This is a genomic window from Paraburkholderia sp. A1RI_3L (genome assembly GCF_048957895.1).
GTDB lineage: Bacteria > Pseudomonadota > Gammaproteobacteria > Burkholderiales > Burkholderiaceae > Paraburkholderia > Paraburkholderia kururiensis.
Genome location: NZ_JARCHA010000001.1, coordinates 59,279 through 77,085 on the forward strand (window position 1 = coordinate 59,279; position 17,807 = coordinate 77,085).

Consider the following 17,807-nt stretch of genomic DNA (forward strand, 5'->3'; position numbering starts at 1 on the left):
TTCGGCGCTGTTTTTTACTTCGTTGCGCGTTCCATCCAGCCTTAGTCGTACAGAGGTCTTCCACACCTCGGGCTGCGCTGGACGCCAGTCCCCTCGCGTTATCCAACTTGTCGTCGTAGTCCCTTCCGGCCGTTCGGGTCATAGCCAGGCCCCTGCAGGCTGTGCGTGCCGCGCGAGCGTGTACCCTTACCCGGTATGCCGCGCGCCGCGCCGGAACAGGATCGCGCCAATGAGCCGGAGAATCGCCGGGACTGCCCGCAGCGCCGGTTCCGCAGGCAAAACGCCTGCCCCACGCCGGCAACGCAACGCCCCAGACCAGGCCCGTCGACCGGCCGCCAGTATGAACAGGATCGGAACATGACCGAACTCGAATTCCAGTCTCTCGCCAACGAGGGCTACAACCGCATTCCGCTCATCGCCGAGGCGCTCGCCGACCTCGAAACACCGCTCTCGCTCTACCTGAAGCTCGCGCAGACCGAACGCGCCGGCGCCAATTCGTTCCTGCTCGAATCGGTGGTGGGCGGCGAGCGCTTCGGGCGCTACTCGTTCATCGGCCTGCCCGCGCGCACGCTCGTACGCACACGCAACGGCGTGTCGGAAGTGGTGCGCGACGGCGAGGTTGTCGAAACGCACGAAGGCGATCCGCTCGAATTCATCGCGGCGTTCCAGGCGCGCTTCAAGGTAGCGCAGCGTCCGGGCCTGCCGCGCTTCTGCGGCGGTCTTGCAGGCTACTTCGGCTACGACGCCGTGCGCTACATCGAGAAGAAGCTCGCCCACACGGCACCGCCGGACGACCTGGGCATGCCCGACATCCAGTTGCTGCTCACCGAGGAAGTGGCCGTCATCGACAACCTCGCGGGCAAGCTCTACCTGATCGTCTACGCCGATCCCGCCACGCCGGAGGCTTATACGAAGGCGAAGCAGCGTCTGCGCGACCTGCGCCAGCGGTTGCGCACCACGGTTCAGCCGCCCGTGACGTCGGCGAGCGTGCGCACCGAAACCTATCGCGAGTTCAAGAAAGACGACTACCTGACCGCCGTGCGCAAGGCCAAGGAATACATCGCAGCCGGCGAACTGATGCAGGTGCAGGTCGGACAGCGTCTCACCAAGCCGTATCGCGACAACCCGCTTTCGCTGTACCGCGCGCTGCGTTCGCTGAATCCGTCGCCGTACATGTACTACTACAACTTCGGCGACTTCCACGTGGTGGGCGCATCGCCGGAAATTCTCGTGCGCCAGGAAAAACGCGGCGAAGACCAGATCGTTACGATCCGGCCGCTCGCGGGCACACGTCCGCGCGGCAACACGCCGGAACGCGACGCCGAACTCGCCACCGAACTGCTCAACGACCCGAAGGAAATCGCCGAGCACGTCATGCTGATCGACCTCGCGCGCAACGACGTGGGCCGCATCGCGCAGATCGGCTCCGTGGCCGTGACCGACAAGATGGTGATCGAAAAGTACTCGCACGTGCAGCACATCGTGAGTTCGGTGGAAGGCAAGCTCAAGCCCGGCATGACGAACTTCGACGTACTGCGCGCCACGTTCCCGGCCGGCACGCTTTCGGGCGCGCCGAAGGTGCGCGCGATGGAACTGATCGACGAACTCGAGCCCGTGAAGCGCGGCCTGTACGGCGGCGCCGTGGGCTACCTGTCGTTCAGCGGCGAGATGGATCTCGCCATCGCCATCCGCACCGGGCTCATCCGCAACGGCAATCTGTACGTGCAGGCCGCGGCGGGCATCGTCGCGGATTCCGTGCCCGAGTCCGAATGGCAAGAGACCGAGAACAAGGCCCGCGCGGTGCTGCGCGCGGCGGAGCAGGTGCAGGACGGCCTCGACAGCGACTTCTGACCGGAGACAGACCATGTTGCTCATGATCGACAACTACGACTCGTTCACCTATAACCTGGTCCAGTACTTCGGCGAACTCGGCGAAGACGTGCGGACCTACCGCAACGACGAAATCACGCTCGACGAAATCGTGCAGCTCAACCCCGAGCGCATCTGCCTTTCGCCGGGCCCGAGCAATCCGCAGCACGCCGGCATCACGCTCGACGTGCTGCGTCACTTCAGCGGCCGCATTCCGATTCTCGGCGTGTGCCTTGGCCACCAGGCCATCGGCGAAGCGTTCGGCGGCCGCGTGGTGCGCGCGAAGACCATCATGCACGGCAAGGTGAGCCAGATCGAAACCGACTGCAAAGGCGTGTTCGCCGACCTGCCGCGCCACTTCAACGTGACGCGTTATCACTCGCTCGCCATCGAGCGCGACACGCTGCCCGACTGTCTCGAAATCTCGGCCTGGACCGAAGACGGCGAAATCATGGGCGTGCGCCACAAGACGCTGCCCGTGGAAGGCGTGCAGTTCCACCCGGAATCGATTCTGTCGGAGCACGGCCACGCGCTGCTCGAGAACTTCCTGAAGCAGTCGAAACGCGTAGCAGCGGAGCAAGGTGCGTGATGAAGAGCGGAGCAGACATCATGATCACCCCACAGGAAGCGCTTCAGCGCACCATCGAACACCGCGAGATTTTTCACGACGAGATGCTGCACCTGATGCGGCTCATCATGCGCGGCGAGCTGTCGCCGGTGATGACGTCGGCCATTCTCACGGGCCTGCGCGTCAAGAAGGAAACCATCGGCGAGATCACCGCGGCCGCCACCGTGATGCGCGAGTTTTCGAATCGCGTGAACGTGCCCGATAGCGACAACTTCGTCGATATCGTCGGCACCGGCGGCGACGGCTCGCACACGTTCAACATCTCCACGGCGACCATGTTCGTGACGGCAGCCGCAGGCGGGCGCGTGGCGAAGCACGGCAACCGCGGCGTGTCGAGCAAGTCGGGCAGCGCGGACGTACTCGAAGCGCTCGGCGTGAACATCGACCTGCAACCGGACCAGGTAGCTGCCTCCATCGCCGAAACGGGCATGGGCTTCATGTTCGCGCCCAACCACCACCCGGCGATGAAGAACGTCGCGCCGGTGCGCCGCGAACTCGGCGTGCGCACCATCTTCAACATTCTTGGCCCGCTCACGAATCCGGCCGGCGCGCCGAATCAGTTGATGGGCGTGTTCCATCCGGACCTCGTCGGCATCCAGGTACGCGTCATGCAACGCCTCGGCGCGAAGCACGTGCTCGTGGTGTACGGCAAGGACGGCATGGACGAGGTCTCGCTCGGCGCGGCTACGCTCGTGGGTGAATTGCGCGACGACGAAGTGCACGAGTACGAGATTCACCCCGAGGACTTCGGCATGCAGATGGTGTCGAACCGCACGCTGAAGGTGGCCGACGCAAACGAGTCGAAGACGCTGCTGCTCGAAGCGCTCGACAACAAGCCGGGCGTCGCGCGCGAGATCGTGGTGCTGAACGCGGGCACGGCGCTCTATTCGGCGAACGTGGCGGCGTCGATTGCGGACGGCATCCAGGTGGCGCGCGAAGCGATTGCGAGCGGCCGCGCGCGGGCCAAAGTGGACGAGCTGGTACGTTTCACGCAGCAATTCAAGCGTTAACCCAAGCAACCATCGAAGCAGTAATCGAAGCGGTAAGGATCGCAAACCATGAGTGACATTCTCCAACGCATCATCGCGGTGAAACACGAAGAAGTGCGCGCCGCGCAAGAGAGCGCGCCGCTCGAAGAGCTGCGGCTGGCGGCGTCGGCGCGAGACTTGCGCGACTTCGTGGGCGCCATTCGCGCGAAACACGAGAGCGGCCTCGCCGCCGTGATTGCCGAAGTGAAAAAGGCGAGCCCCTCCAAAGGCGTGCTGCGCGAGCATTTCGTGCCGGCCGAGATCGCGCGCTCGTATGCCGCCCACGGCGCCGCGTGCCTTTCCGTGCTCACCGACGTGCAGTTCTTCCAGGGCAGCGCCGCTTACCTGGAAGAAGCGCGCGCCGCGTGCAACCTGCCGGTGCTGCGCAAGGACTTCATCGTCGATCCGTATCAGGTGCTCGAAGCGCGCGCCATGGGCGCCGACGCCATCCTGCTGATCGCCGCCGCGCTCGAAACCTCGCAGATGCAGGAACTCGAAGCGTACGCGCACTCGCTCGGCCTCGCCGTGCTCGTGGAAGTGCACGACAGCCGCGAATTGCAGGAGGCGCTCAAGCTCACCACGCCGCTCATCGGCATCAACAATCGCAATCTGCGGACGTTCGAAACGTCGCTGGAAACGACGCTCGGCATGCTGCGTTCGATTCCGCACGACCGTATCGTCGTGACCGAATCGGGCATCCTCTCGCGGGCGGACGTCGAGCGCATGCGCGAGCATTCGGTGAACACGTTCCTCGTAGGCGAAGCGTTCATGCGGGCCGCGGAACCGGGCGCGGAGCTTGCGCGCATGTTCTTCTGAACCCGCTCATCCGTCCCCTCAGCAGTCATGGCCATTGAACGCGAAATCAAGCTGGCGTTGCCGCAGGCGCAGGTCGCCACGGCGGCCCAGTTCTTCACCGCGCGCGCCGGGCACGCCGGCCGCGCCATCCGGCTCGAAAACGCCTACTTCGACACGCCGCAACTCACGCTTTCCACGGCCAGAAGCGCACTGCGTCTGCGCCGCACGCCGCAGGGCTGGCTGCAGACTTTCAAGACCGCGGGCAACGCCACCGGCGGATTGCACGCGCGGCACGAATGGGAAATGCCCGTGGCCGGCGCGGCGCTCGAAATCGACGCGCTGTTCGCGGCCTGCGACGAACCCTCGGCCGCCGCGGCACTGCAGAGCGCGGCGCCGCATCTGATCGAACTCTTCCGCACGGACTTCACGCGCACGCTGTGGGAGATCCACACGGATGCGGCCGACGTGGAAGCCGCCATCGACCAGGGCGAAGTCGTGGCCGAGGTAAGCGGCGGTTCGGCGGCTGAAGTGCGCCGCATGCCGATCTGCGAGATCGAGCTGGAACTCAAGCGCGGCGACGAAGCCGTGCTGCACGCACTCGCGGCCGAACTCGGCCGGCTCGTTCCTGGTCTCGCTCCGGACAACGTCAGCAAAGCCCAGCGCGGCTACCGGCTGCGCGAAGATTGAGCCGCCACGCTTTTGCTGCGACACTTGCGCGCCATGACCTCAGCCTCCCGCTCCCGATCCCGATCGCCGCAAACGTCCGCGGCATCGCAGCCCTCGCTCTTCGACGACGAGAACGCGTCCGTTGACGTGCAGCCGACCGCCGCTGCTTCCTCGTCGCACCCGCCGTTGCTCGAAGACCAGTTCGACGCGCTGCCGCCCGCCTGGCGCGAACATTTGCGTCCGTTCATGGAAAGCGACGCCTACGCGCCGCTGTGCCGGTTCGTGGACGGCGAGCGCGCCGCCGGCAAGACCGTCTATCCCGCCGACGTGTTTCGTGCGCTGCGCCTGACCTCGCCCGACGAGGTGAAGGTGGTAATCCTGGGCCAGGACCCGTACCACGGTGAAGACCGCGGCACGCCGCAGGCACATGGCCTCGCCTTTTCGGTGCCGCCGTCGGTGCGGCCGCCGCCGTCGCTGCGCAATATCTTCAAGGAGATCGCGGCCAATTTCGGGCATGACGTGCCGCATCACGGCTGCCTCGACACCTGGGCGCGCCAGGGCGTGCTGCTGCTCAACACGGTGCTCACGGTCGAACGGGACCAGGCGGCGAGCCACGCGAAGCGCGGCTGGGAGCAATGCACGGACACGCTGATCCACGAACTGGCCATGCGTCACGAGCATCTCGTGTTCATGCTGTGGGGCGCGCATGCGCAGGCAAAGCGCGCGCTGCTGGCGGGCCGGCCGCACTGTGTGCTGGAGGCGCCGCATCCGTCGCCGCTCTCGGCGCATCGCGGCTTTCTGGGTTGTCGGCACTTCGCGCTTGCGAACGACTATCTGCAGACACACGGCCGCGCGCCCATCGACTGGCGGTTGCCCGACGAGGCCGAAGTACTCGCCTGAACGGGGCGACACGCCGCCCGGCTCGATCGCCAAAGAAAAACGCCATGGAACGTCGTGTTCCATGGCGTTTTCATGTCCGGCGTTGCCGCCGGCAGATCTGATACGTGATCGCTCAGACCGTCGCAATCGCCTCGCGCGCGCCGGCCAGCGCGGCGCTTGCCGCATCGGGACCCATGTTCAGGCCTTCGGCGTAGATGAAGTCGACGTCCGTGATGCCGATGAAGCCGAGGAACGTCTTGATGTACGGCGTCTGCGAATCCGCGGGCGTACCGGCGTACTTGCCGCCGCGCGCCGAAACCACATACACCTTCTTGCCCTTCACCAGACCTTCGGGACCGTTCTCCGTGTAACGGAACGTGATGCCGGCGCGGGCGAGCTGGTCGAAGTAAGCCTTGAGCTGCGTCGACACGCCGAAGTTGTACATCGGGGCGCCGATCACGACGATGTCGGCGGCTTGCAGTTCGGCGATCAGCGCGTCGCTGCGCGCGGCGATGGCTTGCTGCTCCGGCGTGCGCTGCTCGGCCGGCGTGAAGAAGGCGCCCAGCACGGCGTCGTCGAGGTGCGGCAGCGCGTCGGCCAGCAGGTCGCGGACGACAACCTTCGCGCCCGGCTTCGACTGTTGCAGCTTTGCGGTGAGTTCGGTGGCGAGCAGCGTCGACTGCGCGCCTTGCGAGCGGGCTGCCGAGTTGATTTGCAGAATCGTGGTCATGTTTGGCTCCATCCGGTTTCGGAACGCGCAGATGTCGCGCGAGTGGGGCCATTCTGTGGATTCGCCGGCGCGCGAAAAAGTATCGCGGCGGCGAAGCATTGTTGCATCGGTGGAACAATCGGCGGCTGGAGGCTCGGCCGACGGCTGGCCGCAGGCGGGAGACAGGTCGCGGGCGTTTGCGCCCTGCCCGCCTCCCTGGGACCGTTCAGACGGCCAGCCAGCGCGAGCGCGCCGTGCGCGCCGCCGTGCGGTTATCCGCCACGGCAAGCTTGTAGCGTGGCACTTCCGGGCCGTCGAGCGTGAGACGCGCAACACGCAGCTCGTCGCGACGGAACGCGTGCACCTCGACCTTCGCGCCCGGCCGATAACGGGCGAGCAGCGCGTCCAGATTCGAACCGGTCACGCGCAGACCGTCGATTGCGACCAGCACGTCGCCTGCGGAAAGCCCCGCCTTCTGGGCCGCGCCGCCGTCATGAACCGCCGCGATCGTGCATTCGGCCGCGCCGCGCGTGCGCGCGCCGAGCGACGGCTTGCCGTCCCTGGCTCCGTTTTTGTCGCCGTTTTTGCTGCCAGGCTTGCCGAGGTCCGGTTCCAGCGACACACCAAACGGCGCCAGCAGTTCGGCGAGCGGCAGGTCGCGCGTGCCGCGCACGCCTTCCGCAAAGAGCACCGACAAGTCCACGCCCGTCGCTTCGGCAAACAGCGCCTCGACGGCGGATTCTTCGATGCCCGTTGCGCGGCCGCGATAGAAATCGCGCCCGTAGCGCTGCCACAAGAGACGCATCACGTCGTCGAGCGACTTGCGGTTGCCCGTTTGCGCGCGAATGGTGAGATCGAACGCGAGCGCCACGAGCGACCCCTTCGCGTAATAACTGACGATGGCGTTCGCGGCGTTCTCGTCCTGGCGGTAGTACTTCACCCACGCGTCGAACGAGCTTTCCGCCACGCTCTGCTTGAAGCGCCCCGCGCCGCGCAGCACGTTGCCCACGGTCTTGCCGACGAGATCGAAATACTCGTCCGGCGAAATCGCGCCGCTTCGCACAAGCATCAGGTCGTCGTAGTACGACGTGAAGCCTTCGAACAGCCACAGCAGCGTCGTGTAGTTTTCCTGCGTGAGGTCGTATGGCGCGAACGTGGCGGGCTTGATGCGCTTCACGTTCCACGTGTGGAAGTACTCGTGACTGCACAGGCCGAGGTAAGTCCGGTAGCCCTCGGTCATCGCGTCGCGACCCTTCACGGGCAGGTCGGTGCGATTGCAGATGAGCGCCGTGGACGCGCGATGTTCGAGGCCGCCGTAACCGTCCGCGACGGCTTGCGTCATGAAGACGTAGCGGTCCATTGGCGCCTTCTTCGACCTCGGCTCGAAGAGCGCGATCTGCGCTTCGCAGATGCGCTTCAGGTCGGCGGCGAGGCGCTCCGTGTCGAGCGCGATCACGCGACCGGCGATCACGATGTCATGTGGCACGCCGTGCGCGTTGAAGGTGGCGAGCGCGAACTCGCCGAGCGTCACCGGATGGTCGATCAGTTCGTCGTAGTCGGCTGCGCGGTACTCGCCGAATCCGTAGCGCTTCGTGCCGCGCGCTTCCGGCAGCGCCGTGGCGACGCGCCAGTGCCGATACGCCTCGCCCTCGGGGCGCTGGATGTCGACCACGCACGGCGCCGCTTCCTGCCCCAGCACGGCGAGGAAAACGCTCGTGCCGTTGAAGAAGCCCGTGGTGTCGTCCAGATGCGCGGCGCGCACGGAAAGGTCCCACGCGTACACCTCGTAGCGCAGCGTCAGCGCGCCGTTGACGGGCGCCGCCTGCCATGAATGCTTGTCGGTCTTTTCGATGCGCACCTTGCGGCCGGCTTCGTTGAACGCGCGCAGCGTGACGATGTTGCGGGCGAACTCGCGCACCATGTAGCTGCCCGGAATCCACACGGGCAGCATGAAGCGCTGGCCGGCGGGATCGGGGTCCGGCACGGTGACGGTGACTTCGAAGAGATGAGCGGCGGGATGCTTGGGAACGATGCTGTAGCGGATCGGCTTCATCGTGTGGGCTGGTTGGGGTGGCAAGTCGGTGGCAAGTCGGCGGCAGATCAGCGGCGGGCGGTGGCGGGTCAGCGGCTCGGCAGTGTGGCGAGGCGCCCTGGCCGCTGCTTGTGGCTGCCGGACGCCCGGGGCGGCGCCGGCGGCTCAAAGAGCGAGCGCCGTCCGGTTCAGAATCGACGATCCGGACGGCGGCGAGACGAGCGGTTTAGCGCACCGCCGACAATTCCTTGTCGAGCGTGGCGGCCGGCACGGCGCCGGGCAGGCGGCGGCCGTCGGCGAGGAACACGGTGGGCGTGCCGGTCACGTTCATCTTCTGACCCAGCGCGAGGTTGCTGTCGAGCGCGGCCGTGTCGCACGAACCGCCCGAGGGCGCGCGGCGATCGAGCATCCATGCCTCCCAGGCCTTCGCGCGGTCGGCCGAGCACCAGATCGCCTTGGCCTTCGCCGTCGAATCGGGCGAAAGCACGGGGTACAGGAAGGTGTAGACCGTCACGTTATCCACGGACTTCAGCGTGTTCTCGAGCTGCCGGCAATACGGGCAGTTCGGGTCGGAGAACACCGCGATCTTGCGCGAGCCGTTGCCCTTCACCACCTTCACGGCGTTCGCGAACGGCAGACTCGCGAAGTCGATGCGGTTGAGGTCGGCCAGACGCGCTTCGGTCAGATTCTTGCGCGACTTCGCATCCACGAGGTCGCCGAGCAGCAGATAGTCGCCGTTCGCGTCGCTATAGATGATCTGCGAGCCGAGGTTCACCTCGTAGAGCCCCGCGATGGGCGACTTCGCGATGCCCTTGATCTGGGCGTCCGAACCCAGACGCGCTTCGAGTGTGGCCTTCAGTTTGTCGGTGACCGGGTCGGCCTGCGCCACGCCACCCAGCAAGGTTGTGGCGGCCGCGAGTGCAAACGCCCAGTGTCGGATACGCATCTTCATTGCTGCTTCCTGGAGTTTCTGGATTAACTGCCTTGATTGACTGAGGCGAATCGCCTTGACGGGCCTTGACGAAACATCGGTCGCGGTGCCCGCACGCTGAATGGGCATTCACCCCAACGCCGCCGCGACGAGCCAGCGTTTGACGAGCGGCTGCGAGCCCACCAACGCCATGCCCGTATTGCGCACCGCGCGCGCAATGCTGCCGGGCACCGAAAAGAGCCGCTGCAGGCCGTCCGTGGCAACCACCAGCGAGCGGATGTCCTCACGCCGGCCGCGTTCGTAACGGCGCAGCAGCACGGTGTCGCCGAGGTCGCGGAACGACTCCTTCTTCGCGATCACGTCGGCGAGCACGGCGACGTCGCGCAAGCCAAGGTTCATACCCTGGCCGCACAGCGGGTGGATCAGGTGCGCCGCATCGCCCACCAGCGCCACGCGCGGCGCGATCAGCTTGTCCACGGTTTGCAGCGCGAGCGGAAAACCGCGCGCGGGCGTCACGCATTCCAGCGCGCCGGGGTGGCCGTGCGTGGCGCGCTCCACTTCGGCGGCGAGCTGCGCCGGCGTCAACCGCAGCAGTTCGTTCGCGTGCTCCGTGCGCGCCGACCAGACAAGCGACACGTGCGGACCCGGCAACGGCAAGAGCGCGATGATTTCGCCGTCGCGGAACCACTGGTAGGCCGTCTCGCCGTGCGGCCGCTCGGCGCGGAAATTCGCCACCACGCCGGTCTGGCGATAGTCGCGCCGCTCCACCTTCGAGCCGATCTGCGCGCGCACCCACGAGTGCGCGCCGTCGGCGCCCACCACGAGATCCGCTTCGAGCACCTGGCCGTTCGCGAGTCCGATCGTGGCGGCATCGGCCTTCACGTCGAGCCCCTGGGCGCGCGTGTCGAGCCACGTGAGATTCGGCTGGAAACGCAGCGCGGCGTCGAGCGCACGCTCGATCAGCGACGACTCCGCAATCCACGCCAGTTGCGGCACCGCAGCCTGGAAGGCGGAAAAGTGCAGCTCCGCATGAGCGTCGCCGTACACCCGCATGTCGTAGACGGGCGAGACGCGTGCGAGGTCGATTGCCTGCCAGACACGCAGCCGCTCGAGCAACGCATGAGAACTCGCCGAGAGCGCGTAGACGCGTGCATCGAACGCCTCGTCGGCGGGCAGCGGCGAAGAGGGCTGCGCGAGCAGCGCGACACGCAGGCCACCCTGCGTGAGTGCAAGCGCCGCAGTCTTGCCGACCAGCCCGCCGCCGATCACGGCGACGTCAAATGTCTGAGGATGGGTAGTCATCCGGCCATTATAGCTTTGGGGGGTGATGCGGCCGTGGCGGGAAAGACGGGTAGCGCACCGATAGCGAGCCCGCCGATTCCCGCCAGGACGAGCCGCCGCGCGACACAGCGCCGCGGCTTCTCCGGTCGGCCGTGCGCAGACGGAAAGCATGCCGACAGGACAGCCGTCGGACCACCACCGGGACAGGGTTACAATTACGGTTTTTGGTGACAGCCCACGTCACCGCCTCCCGACGTGCCGCCCGCGGCGCGCCGCCCGGCACGGCGCACTCAGCCCGGCCGACTGCGCGGCGCAAGACCCACCCGCCGCCCCGGCAAGCGCGTCACCACCTGATTGCAGAGAATTCCATGAGCCTCAAATGCGGCATCGTCGGCTTGCCTAACGTCGGCAAGTCCACCCTGTTCAACGCGCTGACCAAGGCGGGCATCGCCGCGGAAAACTACCCGTTCTGCACCATCGAGCCGAACGTCGGCGTGGTCGAAGTGCCGGATGCGCGGCTTCAGGCGCTCGCCGAAATCATCAAGCCCGAGCGCATCGTGCCGGCCGTCGTCGAGTTCGTGGACATCGCTGGCCTCGTGGCGGGTGCGAGCAAGGGCGAAGGACTCGGCAACCAGTTCCTCGCCAACATCCGCGAAACCGATGCCATCACGCACGTCGTGCGCTGCTTCGAAGACGAGAACGTGATTCACGTGGCGGGCAAGGTGGATCCCGTTGCGGACATCGAAGTGATCAACACCGAACTCGCACTGGCCGACCTCGGCACGGTGGAAAAGGCGCTCGCGCGGTACTCGAAGGCGGCGAAGTCCGGCAACGACAAGGAAGCCGTGAAGCTCGCCGCCGTGCTCGAAAAGGTGCGCGCGCAGCTGGACCAGGCGAAGCCCGTGCGCGGCCTCAGCCTCTCCGAAGACGAGCAGGCGCTCATCAAGCCGTTCTGCCTCATCACGGCCAAGCCCACGATGTACGTGGCCAACGTGAAGGAAGACGGCTTCGAGAACAACGCGCACCTCGACGCCGTGCGCCGCTATGCCGAGACCGAGAAGGCGCCGGTGGTGGCGGTCTGCGCCGCGATCGAAGCGGAAATTGCCGATCTCGCCGACGAAGACAAGGAAGTGTTCCTCGCCGACATGGGCATGGACGAGCCGGGCCTGAACCGCGTGATCCGCGCTGGCTTCAAGCTGCTGGGCCTGCAGACGTACTTCACGGCGGGCGTGAAGGAAGTGCGCGCGTGGACCATCCACATCGGCGACACGGCACCCCAGGCCGCGGGCGTGATCCACACCGACTTCGAGCGCGGCTTCATCCGCGCGCAGACCATCAGCTACGACGACTTCATCGCGTACAAGGGCGAACAGGGCGCGAAGGAAGCCGGCAAGATGCGCGCCGAAGGCAAGGAGTACGTGGTGCACGACGGCGACGTGATGAACTTCCTGTTCAACGTGTGACGTAACGTCCCGGCCATGGCTGCATGGCCGCACTCACCACACAGAGCCGCGCCACCCGCGCGGCTTTTTCTTTTCCACGGCGGCGAGGCTCATACAATCCGCTGAATGCGGCATCCGGCATCGGCCGCCCGCGCGGCCATCCAACAACATTACGCCAGCAAGCGAGAAGACCATGAGCCTGCTCACGCGCGTCCGTCCACGACGCCTCGACTTGAGCGCGATATGCGCGGCCGGACTCACGGCCCTCGCCCTCGCGCTGCCTTGCGTGCCGGCCTTCGCGTTCCAGCCGTCGTCCGTCCAGCCCGACGAAAGCAATCTCGACAACCATCAGACCTACCGCAACCGTGACGGCGCCACGGTCCATTCGCCAGCCCATTCGCTTTCGGGCAAGGCGCCCGAAGGTGCCACGGCGCGCTGCCGGGACGGCACCTACAGCTTCAGCCGACATCGCAGCGGCACGTGTTCGCGGCACGGCGGCGTGGCATCGTGGCTTTGAGCCCGGCCTCCCACGGCCACGCCCCGGCTCAACCCCGGCGGTGCGCCACCGCTGCCCGCAACATGGCGCGCAAGCGCTAGCCGGCACCCACGCCACCACCCCTTACAATACGGGCTTCGGACCCACGCGCCGCGCTTTGGCGCCGCCGCTATCCGGCCCCATTCTGCATCCTCCTTCCTCATCCCTTTACAGGTTCCAGACAAGACTCACATGGCCCAATACGTCTTCACCATGAACCGGGTCGGCAAGATCGTGCCGCCCAAGCGCCAGATCCTGAAAGACATCTCGCTCTCGTTCTTCCCGGGCGCGAAGATCGGCGTGCTCGGCCTGAACGGTTCGGGCAAGTCCACGCTGATTCGCATCATGGCCGGTGTCGACAAGGACATCGAAGGCGAAGCCACGCCCATGCCGAACCTCAACATCGGCTATCTGCCGCAGGAGCCGCAGCTCGATCCGCAGAAGACGGTGCGCGAGGCGGTGGAAGAGGGTCTCGGCGACATTCTCCAAGCGCAGAAAAAGCTCGACGAGATCTATGCCGCCTACGCCGAACCCGATGCGGACTTCGACAAGCTCGCCGCCGAGCAGGCGAAGTACGAAGCAATCCTTGCCACCGCCGACGGCAGCGCCGAACAGCAGCTCGAAGTAGCTGCCGACGCGCTGCGCCTGCCGCCGTGGGACGCGAAGATCGAGAACCTCTCGGGCGGCGAGAAGCGCCGCGTCGCGCTCTGCAAGCTGCTGCTCGAAAAGCCCGACATGCTGCTGCTCGACGAGCCGACCAACCACCTGGACGCCGAGTCGGTGCAGTGGCTCGAGCAGTTCCTCACGCGCTTTCCCGGCACCGTGGTGGCCGTCACCCACGACCGCTACTTCCTCGACAACGCCGCCGAGTGGATTCTCGAACTCGACCGCGGCCACGGCATTCCCTGGAAGGGCAACTACAGCAGCTGGCTCGACCAGAAGGAAGAGCGCCTGAAGCAGGAAGAGTCGTCGGAGTCGGCGCGCCAGAAGGCGATCAAGAAGGAACTGGAGTGGGTGCGCCAGAACCCGAAGGGCCGCCAGGCGAAGTCGAAGGCGCGTATTGCCCGCTTCGAGGAACTGAGCAGCCAGGAATACCAAAAGCGCAACGAAACGCAGGAAATCTTCATTCCGGCCGGCGAGCGGCTCGGCAATGAAGTGATCGAGTTCAAGAACGTGAGCAAGTCGTACGGCGACCGCCTCCTCATCGACAACCTCAGCTTCAAGATTCCGGCGGGCGCGATTGTCGGCATCATCGGGCCGAACGGCGCGGGTAAGTCGACGCTGTTCCGCATGCTCACCGGCAAGGAGCAGCCCGATTCGGGCGAGATCGTGGTGGGCCCCACGGTGAAGCTCGCTTACGTGGACCAGAGCCGCGACGCGCTGGACGGCTCGAAAACCGTGTTCGAAGAAATCTCGGGCGGCGCGGACGTGCTGGCCGTGGGCAAGTACGAGACGCCGTCGCGCGCGTACATCGGCCGCTTCAACTTCAAGGGCGGCGACCAGCAGAAGATGGTGGGCAACCTCTCGGGCGGCGAGCGCGGCCGTCTGCATCTCGCGAAGACGCTGATTGCGGGCGGCAACGTGCTGCTGCTCGACGAACCGTCGAACGATCTCGACGTGGAAACGCTGCGTGCACTCGAAGACGCGCTGCTGGAGTTCGCCGGCTCCGTGATGGTGATTTCGCACGACCGCTGGTTCCTCGACCGCATCGCCACGCACATCCTGGCGTTCGAAGGCGACTCGCAGGTGGTGTTCTTCGACGGCAACTTCCAGGAATACGAGGCGGACAAGATCAAGCGCCTCGGCGAAGAAGCCGCGCGGCCCAAGCGCATCCGTTACCGTCCGATCACGCGTTGATGCGTGCGGGGCGCTTCATGAAGCGCCCCCGTTGAACGGCGCGGCGCGCAGGCTTTCGAACTGCGCGCCGCGCCGTTTTTCTCCTGCACCCGGCGCCGTCCTGGCGGCCGCCTCTCTCTTCCCTTCACCACTTTCGCGCAACGCTTCGCGAGATCGCCTCGCGGGCTCGCGCATGCCTCGTCCCGCTCCACCATCCCACTATTTCGGCACTGCATCGCCAGGTTGACAGCGCCGCGCCAACGGTTCGACCATTTGTCCACAATACGATCTATAAATCCATATTATGGACAACCGGAGACACTATGCCCGCCCCAGCCGCCGGCGCTGACGCCCTGACGCCTTATCAGTTGCCGAACCCGCCCGAAGCGCTGCCCGAAATCGTCGTGGCGCCCGCCATTCCCGAAGACGAGCGCGTCTGGGTGCCGCAGGCCGAGAACGTATGGTTCCGGCCGCTCTGCCTGAACGTCTCCACCGGCTACTGGATGAACCTGCTGCGCGTGCGCAAGTCCGGCGTGCTGAGCCGGCATCGTCATCCGCAGGCGGTGCACGGCATGGTGCTCAAGGGCAAATGGCGCTACCTGGAACACGACTGGATCGCCACCGAAGGCAGCTACGTCTTCGAGCCGCCCGGCGAGACGCACACGCTCTACGTGCCCGAAGACGTCGAAGAAATGATCACGTACTTCCAGGTGAACGGCGTGATGTTCTACTGCGACCCGCACGGCAACTTCACTGGCTACGAGGACGTCTTCACGAAGCTCGACATGTGCCGCGCGCACTACGAGCGCGTGGGACTCGGCGCCGGTTACGTCGATCAGTTCGTGAGATAGCCGCGCCCGCAGCGATACCCGCAGCCGCAGCGGCAACACCACCGAAGGTACCCACAGCGGCCCTGCACGGCCGCCGCATTTCGAAGGATTGCAGCACCTTCCACTCACAGACTCGAAAGAGCGCAGGAGGAGACACATGCAGGTGAAGACACCGCGCCTTGGGCGCATCCAGCGTATTGCCGTGACGTTTCTCATGCTCGCGGGCATCGTCAACTATCTCGACCGCAGCACGCTTTCCATCGCCAATCACTCGGTGAGCGGGGAGCTCGGTCTCTCCGCATCGCAGATGGGCTTGCTGCTCTCGGCCTTCTCGTTTGCTTACGCGTTTTCGCAGTTGCCGGTGGGCGCGTTGCTCGATCGGTTCGGCGCGCGGCTCATGCTGGGACTCGGCATGCTGGTGTGGTCGGTCGCGCAACTGTGCGGCGGCCTCGTGCAGACGTTGCAGCAATTTCTCGTGGCGCGCATCGCGCTCGGCATTGGCGAAGCACCGCAGTTTCCGGCCGGCGCCAAGGTGGTGAGCGAATGGTTCGCGCTGCGCGAGCGCGGCCGGCCCACCGGCATTTTCACGACGTCGTCCACCATCGGGCCCGCGCTCGCGCCGCCCATTCTCACCGCGCTGCTGCTCGCGTTCGGCTGGCGCTGGATGTTCGTCGTGATGGGCGTGCTGGGCATCGCGGTGGCGCTGGGCTGGTACATCGTCTATCGCAACCGGGGCGACGTAACGCTCGCGGAAGAGGAAGTCGCCCACCTCACCGAAGACGAGCCGCACGCGCGCGCCGAGCGCCGCATGACCTTCGCCGAGTGGCGCGGCCTGTTCGGCTCACCCACCACGTGGGGCATGATCTTCGGCTTCATGGGCGTGATCTACATGGTGTGGCTGTACCTCACCTGGCTGCCCGCCTACCTGGAGCACGAACGGCATCTCTCGATTGCGAAGACGGGCTGGGTGGTCTCCATTCCCTACCTCTTCGGCACACTCGGCATGCTCTCCAGCGGCTATGTGGCGGACGGCCTGATGGCGCGCGGCATGGCGCCCATCCGCAGCCGCAAGTGGCCCATCTGCACGGGCCTCATCTGCGCGGCCGTGTTCACGGTGCCTGCCGCGTTCACGCCGAACACGACGCTTGCCATCGTGTACCTCTCGCTCGCCATGTACTTCGTCAACATGGCAAGCGGCGGCGCCTGGGCGCTCGTGAGCGTGACGGCGCCGCGCCATCTGGCGGCATCGCTCGGCAGCATCCAGAACTTCGGCGGGTATTTCGGCGGGTCGTTCGCGCCGTTCATTACGGGCATCGTCGTCGACCGGACGCACTCGTTCGTCAACGCGTTCCTGATCAGCGCGGCCGTGTCGTTTGCCGCGGCGCTCGTCTACATGTTCGTCGTGCGAGCGCCCATTGCCGAGCGCAGCAGCAGCGAGGCCGCCGTCGAGCTCGCATGACGCCGCAGGGCGGCGCGGCCGCCCTGCTTCTTCGTTCTTCGCCCCTGCGCGAGACAAGACACGCTTCCTGTTCCCATTCGACATGACCTTTCGACCCGACCTCTTCACCGGCAAGACCGCCGTCGTCACGGGCGGCACCCAGGGTATCGGCGCGGCTATTGCGCGCCAGTTCGCAGCGCTCGGCGCGCGCGTCATTGCGGCGGGGCTCTCGCCCACCGACGCCCAGCGCGACGCGCTCGGGCCCGGCATCGAGATCGCCGCAGCCGACGTGCGTCTTGCGAGCGATATCGAAGCGCTCTTCGCTCCGCTCGATTCGCTCGACGTGCTCGTGAACTGCGCGGGCATGATCCGTCGCGGCGAGGAGCACCAGCCGGAGGTGTTCGAGCAGGTGATCGACGTCAACCTCAACGGCACGCTGCGCGCCTGTGCCGCGGCGCGCCCGCTGCTCGCGGCAAGCCGCGGCGCAATCGTGAACACGGCGTCGATGCTGAGCTTCTTCGGCGGCGGGCTCGTGCCGGCGTACAGCGCGAGCAAGGGCGGCGTCGCGCAGCTCACGAAGTCGCTCGCCATCGCCTATGCCAGAGACGGCATTCGCGTGAACGCCGTGGCGCCCGGCTGGATCGCAACGCCGCTCACCCAGGCGCTACAGGCCGACGACGCGCGCTCGCAAGCCATTCTGGAGCGCACGCCGCTCGCACGTTGGGGCGAGCCCGAGGACATCGCGCCCGTGGTCGCGTTCCTCTGCTCGCCGGCCGCCGCGTTCGTCACCGGCACTGTGCTGCCCGTGGACGGCGGCTATCTCGTATCGTGACGAGCACACGGTAACGGCGTGATACCGTTGCGTCCGCTTACGCCCGTCTAGCCCACGCTACACATTTGTTCCGACC

General features: G+C 66.2%; 16 protein-coding genes. 12 read left to right on the forward strand and 4 right to left on the reverse strand.

Annotated features, from left to right (window positions below):
* Positions 1–357 precede the first annotated feature (357 nt).
* Genes trpE through PXJ20_RS00285 form a run of 6 tightly spaced genes read left to right on the forward strand, consistent with a single transcriptional unit; the run spans position 358 to position 5,886 of the window.
* Positions 358–1,851 carry an anthranilate synthase component I gene (gene trpE, locus PXJ20_RS00260; protein ID WP_042302705.1) on the forward strand — a complete coding sequence of 498 codons (1,494 nt, stop codon included), beginning with the start codon at positions 358–360 and terminating at the stop codon, positions 1,849–1,851.
* Positions 1,852–1,864: 13 nt separating this feature from the next.
* The gene (locus PXJ20_RS00265; protein ID WP_421029902.1) at positions 1,865–2,458 is read left to right on the forward strand and encodes an aminodeoxychorismate/anthranilate synthase component II; all 594 of its coding nucleotides are present in this window, start codon (positions 1,865–1,867) and stop codon (positions 2,456–2,458) included.
* 17 nt (positions 2,459–2,475) lie between these two features.
* A complete protein-coding gene (gene trpD / locus PXJ20_RS00270) occupies positions 2,476–3,507 on the forward strand; it encodes an anthranilate phosphoribosyltransferase (protein ID WP_026121724.1) in 1,032 nt (343 codons plus the stop codon).
* 48 nt (positions 3,508–3,555) lie between these two features.
* Positions 3,556–4,341, forward strand: a complete 786-nt coding sequence (trpC, locus tag PXJ20_RS00275) for an indole-3-glycerol phosphate synthase TrpC (protein WP_421029903.1) — start codon at positions 3,556–3,558, stop codon at positions 4,339–4,341.
* A gap of 27 nt (positions 4,342–4,368) precedes the next feature.
* Entirely contained in the window at positions 4,369–5,007 is a 639-nt protein-coding gene (locus PXJ20_RS00280; RefSeq protein WP_421029904.1) for a CYTH domain-containing protein, read from the forward strand.
* Positions 5,008–5,040: 33 nt separating this feature from the next.
* Positions 5,041–5,886: a uracil-DNA glycosylase gene (locus PXJ20_RS00285; protein WP_421029905.1), complete on the forward strand. Its 846-nt coding sequence runs from the start codon at positions 5,041–5,043 to the stop codon at positions 5,884–5,886.
* A gap of 112 nt (positions 5,887–5,998) precedes the next feature.
* Here the strand turns inward: PXJ20_RS00285 and PXJ20_RS00290 are convergent, their stop codons facing one another.
* The 4 genes from PXJ20_RS00290 to PXJ20_RS00305 all read right to left on the reverse strand — a co-directional run bounded on the left by PXJ20_RS00290 (position 5,999) and on the right by PXJ20_RS00305 (position 10,839).
* Positions 5,999–6,595 carry an FMN-dependent NADH-azoreductase gene (locus PXJ20_RS00290; protein WP_277596912.1) on the reverse strand — a complete coding sequence of 199 codons (597 nt, stop codon included), beginning with the start codon at positions 6,593–6,595 and terminating at the stop codon, positions 5,999–6,001.
* Between the two features lie 205 nt (positions 6,596–6,800).
* Positions 6,801–8,627, reverse strand: coding sequence for a M61 family metallopeptidase (locus PXJ20_RS00295; protein ID WP_421029906.1), 1,827 nt, complete (start codon positions 8,625–8,627; stop codon positions 6,801–6,803).
* A 205-nt stretch (positions 8,628–8,832) separates the two neighbouring features.
* Positions 8,833–9,558 carry a DsbC family protein gene (locus PXJ20_RS00300; RefSeq protein ID WP_017776122.1) on the reverse strand — a complete coding sequence of 242 codons (726 nt, stop codon included), beginning with the start codon at positions 9,556–9,558 and terminating at the stop codon, positions 8,833–8,835.
* A 108-nt stretch (positions 9,559–9,666) separates the two neighbouring features.
* Positions 9,667–10,839, reverse strand: coding sequence for a UbiH/UbiF family hydroxylase (locus tag PXJ20_RS00305; RefSeq protein ID WP_126879636.1), 1,173 nt, complete (start codon positions 10,837–10,839; stop codon positions 9,667–9,669).
* Positions 10,840–11,186: 347 nt separating this feature from the next.
* Between PXJ20_RS00305 and ychF the strand changes: the two genes are divergently transcribed.
* From ychF to PXJ20_RS00335, 6 genes are all read left to right on the forward strand, one after another.
* The gene (ychF, locus tag PXJ20_RS00310; protein WP_017776124.1) at positions 11,187–12,281 is read left to right on the forward strand and encodes a redox-regulated ATPase YchF; all 1,095 of its coding nucleotides are present in this window, start codon (positions 11,187–11,189) and stop codon (positions 12,279–12,281) included.
* 172 nt (positions 12,282–12,453) lie between these two features.
* On the forward strand, positions 12,454–12,777 hold the full coding sequence (locus PXJ20_RS00315) for a DUF3761 domain-containing protein (protein ID WP_017776125.1): 324 nt from the start codon (positions 12,454–12,456) through the stop codon (positions 12,775–12,777).
* 210 nt (positions 12,778–12,987) lie between these two features.
* Positions 12,988–14,652: an energy-dependent translational throttle protein EttA gene (gene ettA, locus PXJ20_RS00320; RefSeq protein WP_421029907.1), complete on the forward strand. Its 1,665-nt coding sequence runs from the start codon at positions 12,988–12,990 to the stop codon at positions 14,650–14,652.
* A gap of 302 nt (positions 14,653–14,954) precedes the next feature.
* Positions 14,955–15,482: a 2,4'-dihydroxyacetophenone dioxygenase family protein gene (locus PXJ20_RS00325; RefSeq protein ID WP_199544856.1), complete on the forward strand. Its 528-nt coding sequence runs from the start codon at positions 14,955–14,957 to the stop codon at positions 15,480–15,482.
* A 136-nt stretch (positions 15,483–15,618) separates the two neighbouring features.
* Positions 15,619–16,920 carry an MFS transporter gene (locus PXJ20_RS00330; RefSeq protein WP_277596916.1) on the forward strand — a complete coding sequence of 434 codons (1,302 nt, stop codon included), beginning with the start codon at positions 15,619–15,621 and terminating at the stop codon, positions 16,918–16,920.
* Between the two features lie 82 nt (positions 16,921–17,002).
* A complete protein-coding gene (locus tag PXJ20_RS00335; RefSeq protein WP_421029908.1) occupies positions 17,003–17,731 on the forward strand; it encodes an SDR family NAD(P)-dependent oxidoreductase in 729 nt (242 codons plus the stop codon).
* The last annotated feature ends 76 nt before the right edge of the window (positions 17,732–17,807 follow it).

Excerpts from the sequence above, each read along its gene's own strand:
- PXJ20_RS00295 (WP_421029906.1), bottom strand. The coding sequence starts at position 8,627 with ATGAAGCCGATCCGCTACAGCATCGTTCCCAAGCATCCCGCCGCTCAT.
- PXJ20_RS00265 (WP_421029902.1), top strand. The coding sequence starts at position 1,865 with ATGTTGCTCATGATCGACAACTACGACTCGTTCACCTATAACCTGGTC.
- PXJ20_RS00300 (WP_017776122.1), bottom strand. The coding sequence starts at position 9,558 with ATGAAGATGCGTATCCGACACTGGGCGTTTGCACTCGCGGCCGCCACA.
- PXJ20_RS00335 (WP_421029908.1), top strand. The coding sequence starts at position 17,003 with ATGACCTTTCGACCCGACCTCTTCACCGGCAAGACCGCCGTCGTCACG.
- PXJ20_RS00305 (WP_126879636.1), bottom strand. The coding sequence starts at position 10,839 with ATGACTACCCATCCTCAGACATTTGACGTCGCCGTGATCGGCGGCGGG.
- PXJ20_RS00280 (WP_421029904.1), top strand. The coding sequence starts at position 4,369 with ATGGCCATTGAACGCGAAATCAAGCTGGCGTTGCCGCAGGCGCAGGTC.
- trpC (WP_421029903.1), top strand. The coding sequence starts at position 3,556 with ATGAGTGACATTCTCCAACGCATCATCGCGGTGAAACACGAAGAAGTG.
- ychF (WP_017776124.1), top strand. The coding sequence starts at position 11,187 with ATGAGCCTCAAATGCGGCATCGTCGGCTTGCCTAACGTCGGCAAGTCC.
- PXJ20_RS00285 (WP_421029905.1), top strand. The coding sequence starts at position 5,041 with ATGACCTCAGCCTCCCGCTCCCGATCCCGATCGCCGCAAACGTCCGCG.
- trpE (WP_042302705.1), top strand. The coding sequence starts at position 358 with ATGACCGAACTCGAATTCCAGTCTCTCGCCAACGAGGGCTACAACCGC.
- PXJ20_RS00330 (WP_277596916.1), top strand. The coding sequence starts at position 15,619 with ATGCAGGTGAAGACACCGCGCCTTGGGCGCATCCAGCGTATTGCCGTG.
- PXJ20_RS00325 (WP_199544856.1), top strand. The coding sequence starts at position 14,955 with ATGCCCGCCCCAGCCGCCGGCGCTGACGCCCTGACGCCTTATCAGTTG.
- ettA (WP_421029907.1), top strand. The coding sequence starts at position 12,988 with ATGGCCCAATACGTCTTCACCATGAACCGGGTCGGCAAGATCGTGCCG.
- PXJ20_RS00290 (WP_277596912.1), bottom strand. The coding sequence starts at position 6,595 with ATGACCACGATTCTGCAAATCAACTCGGCAGCCCGCTCGCAAGGCGCG.
- PXJ20_RS00315 (WP_017776125.1), top strand. The coding sequence starts at position 12,454 with ATGAGCCTGCTCACGCGCGTCCGTCCACGACGCCTCGACTTGAGCGCG.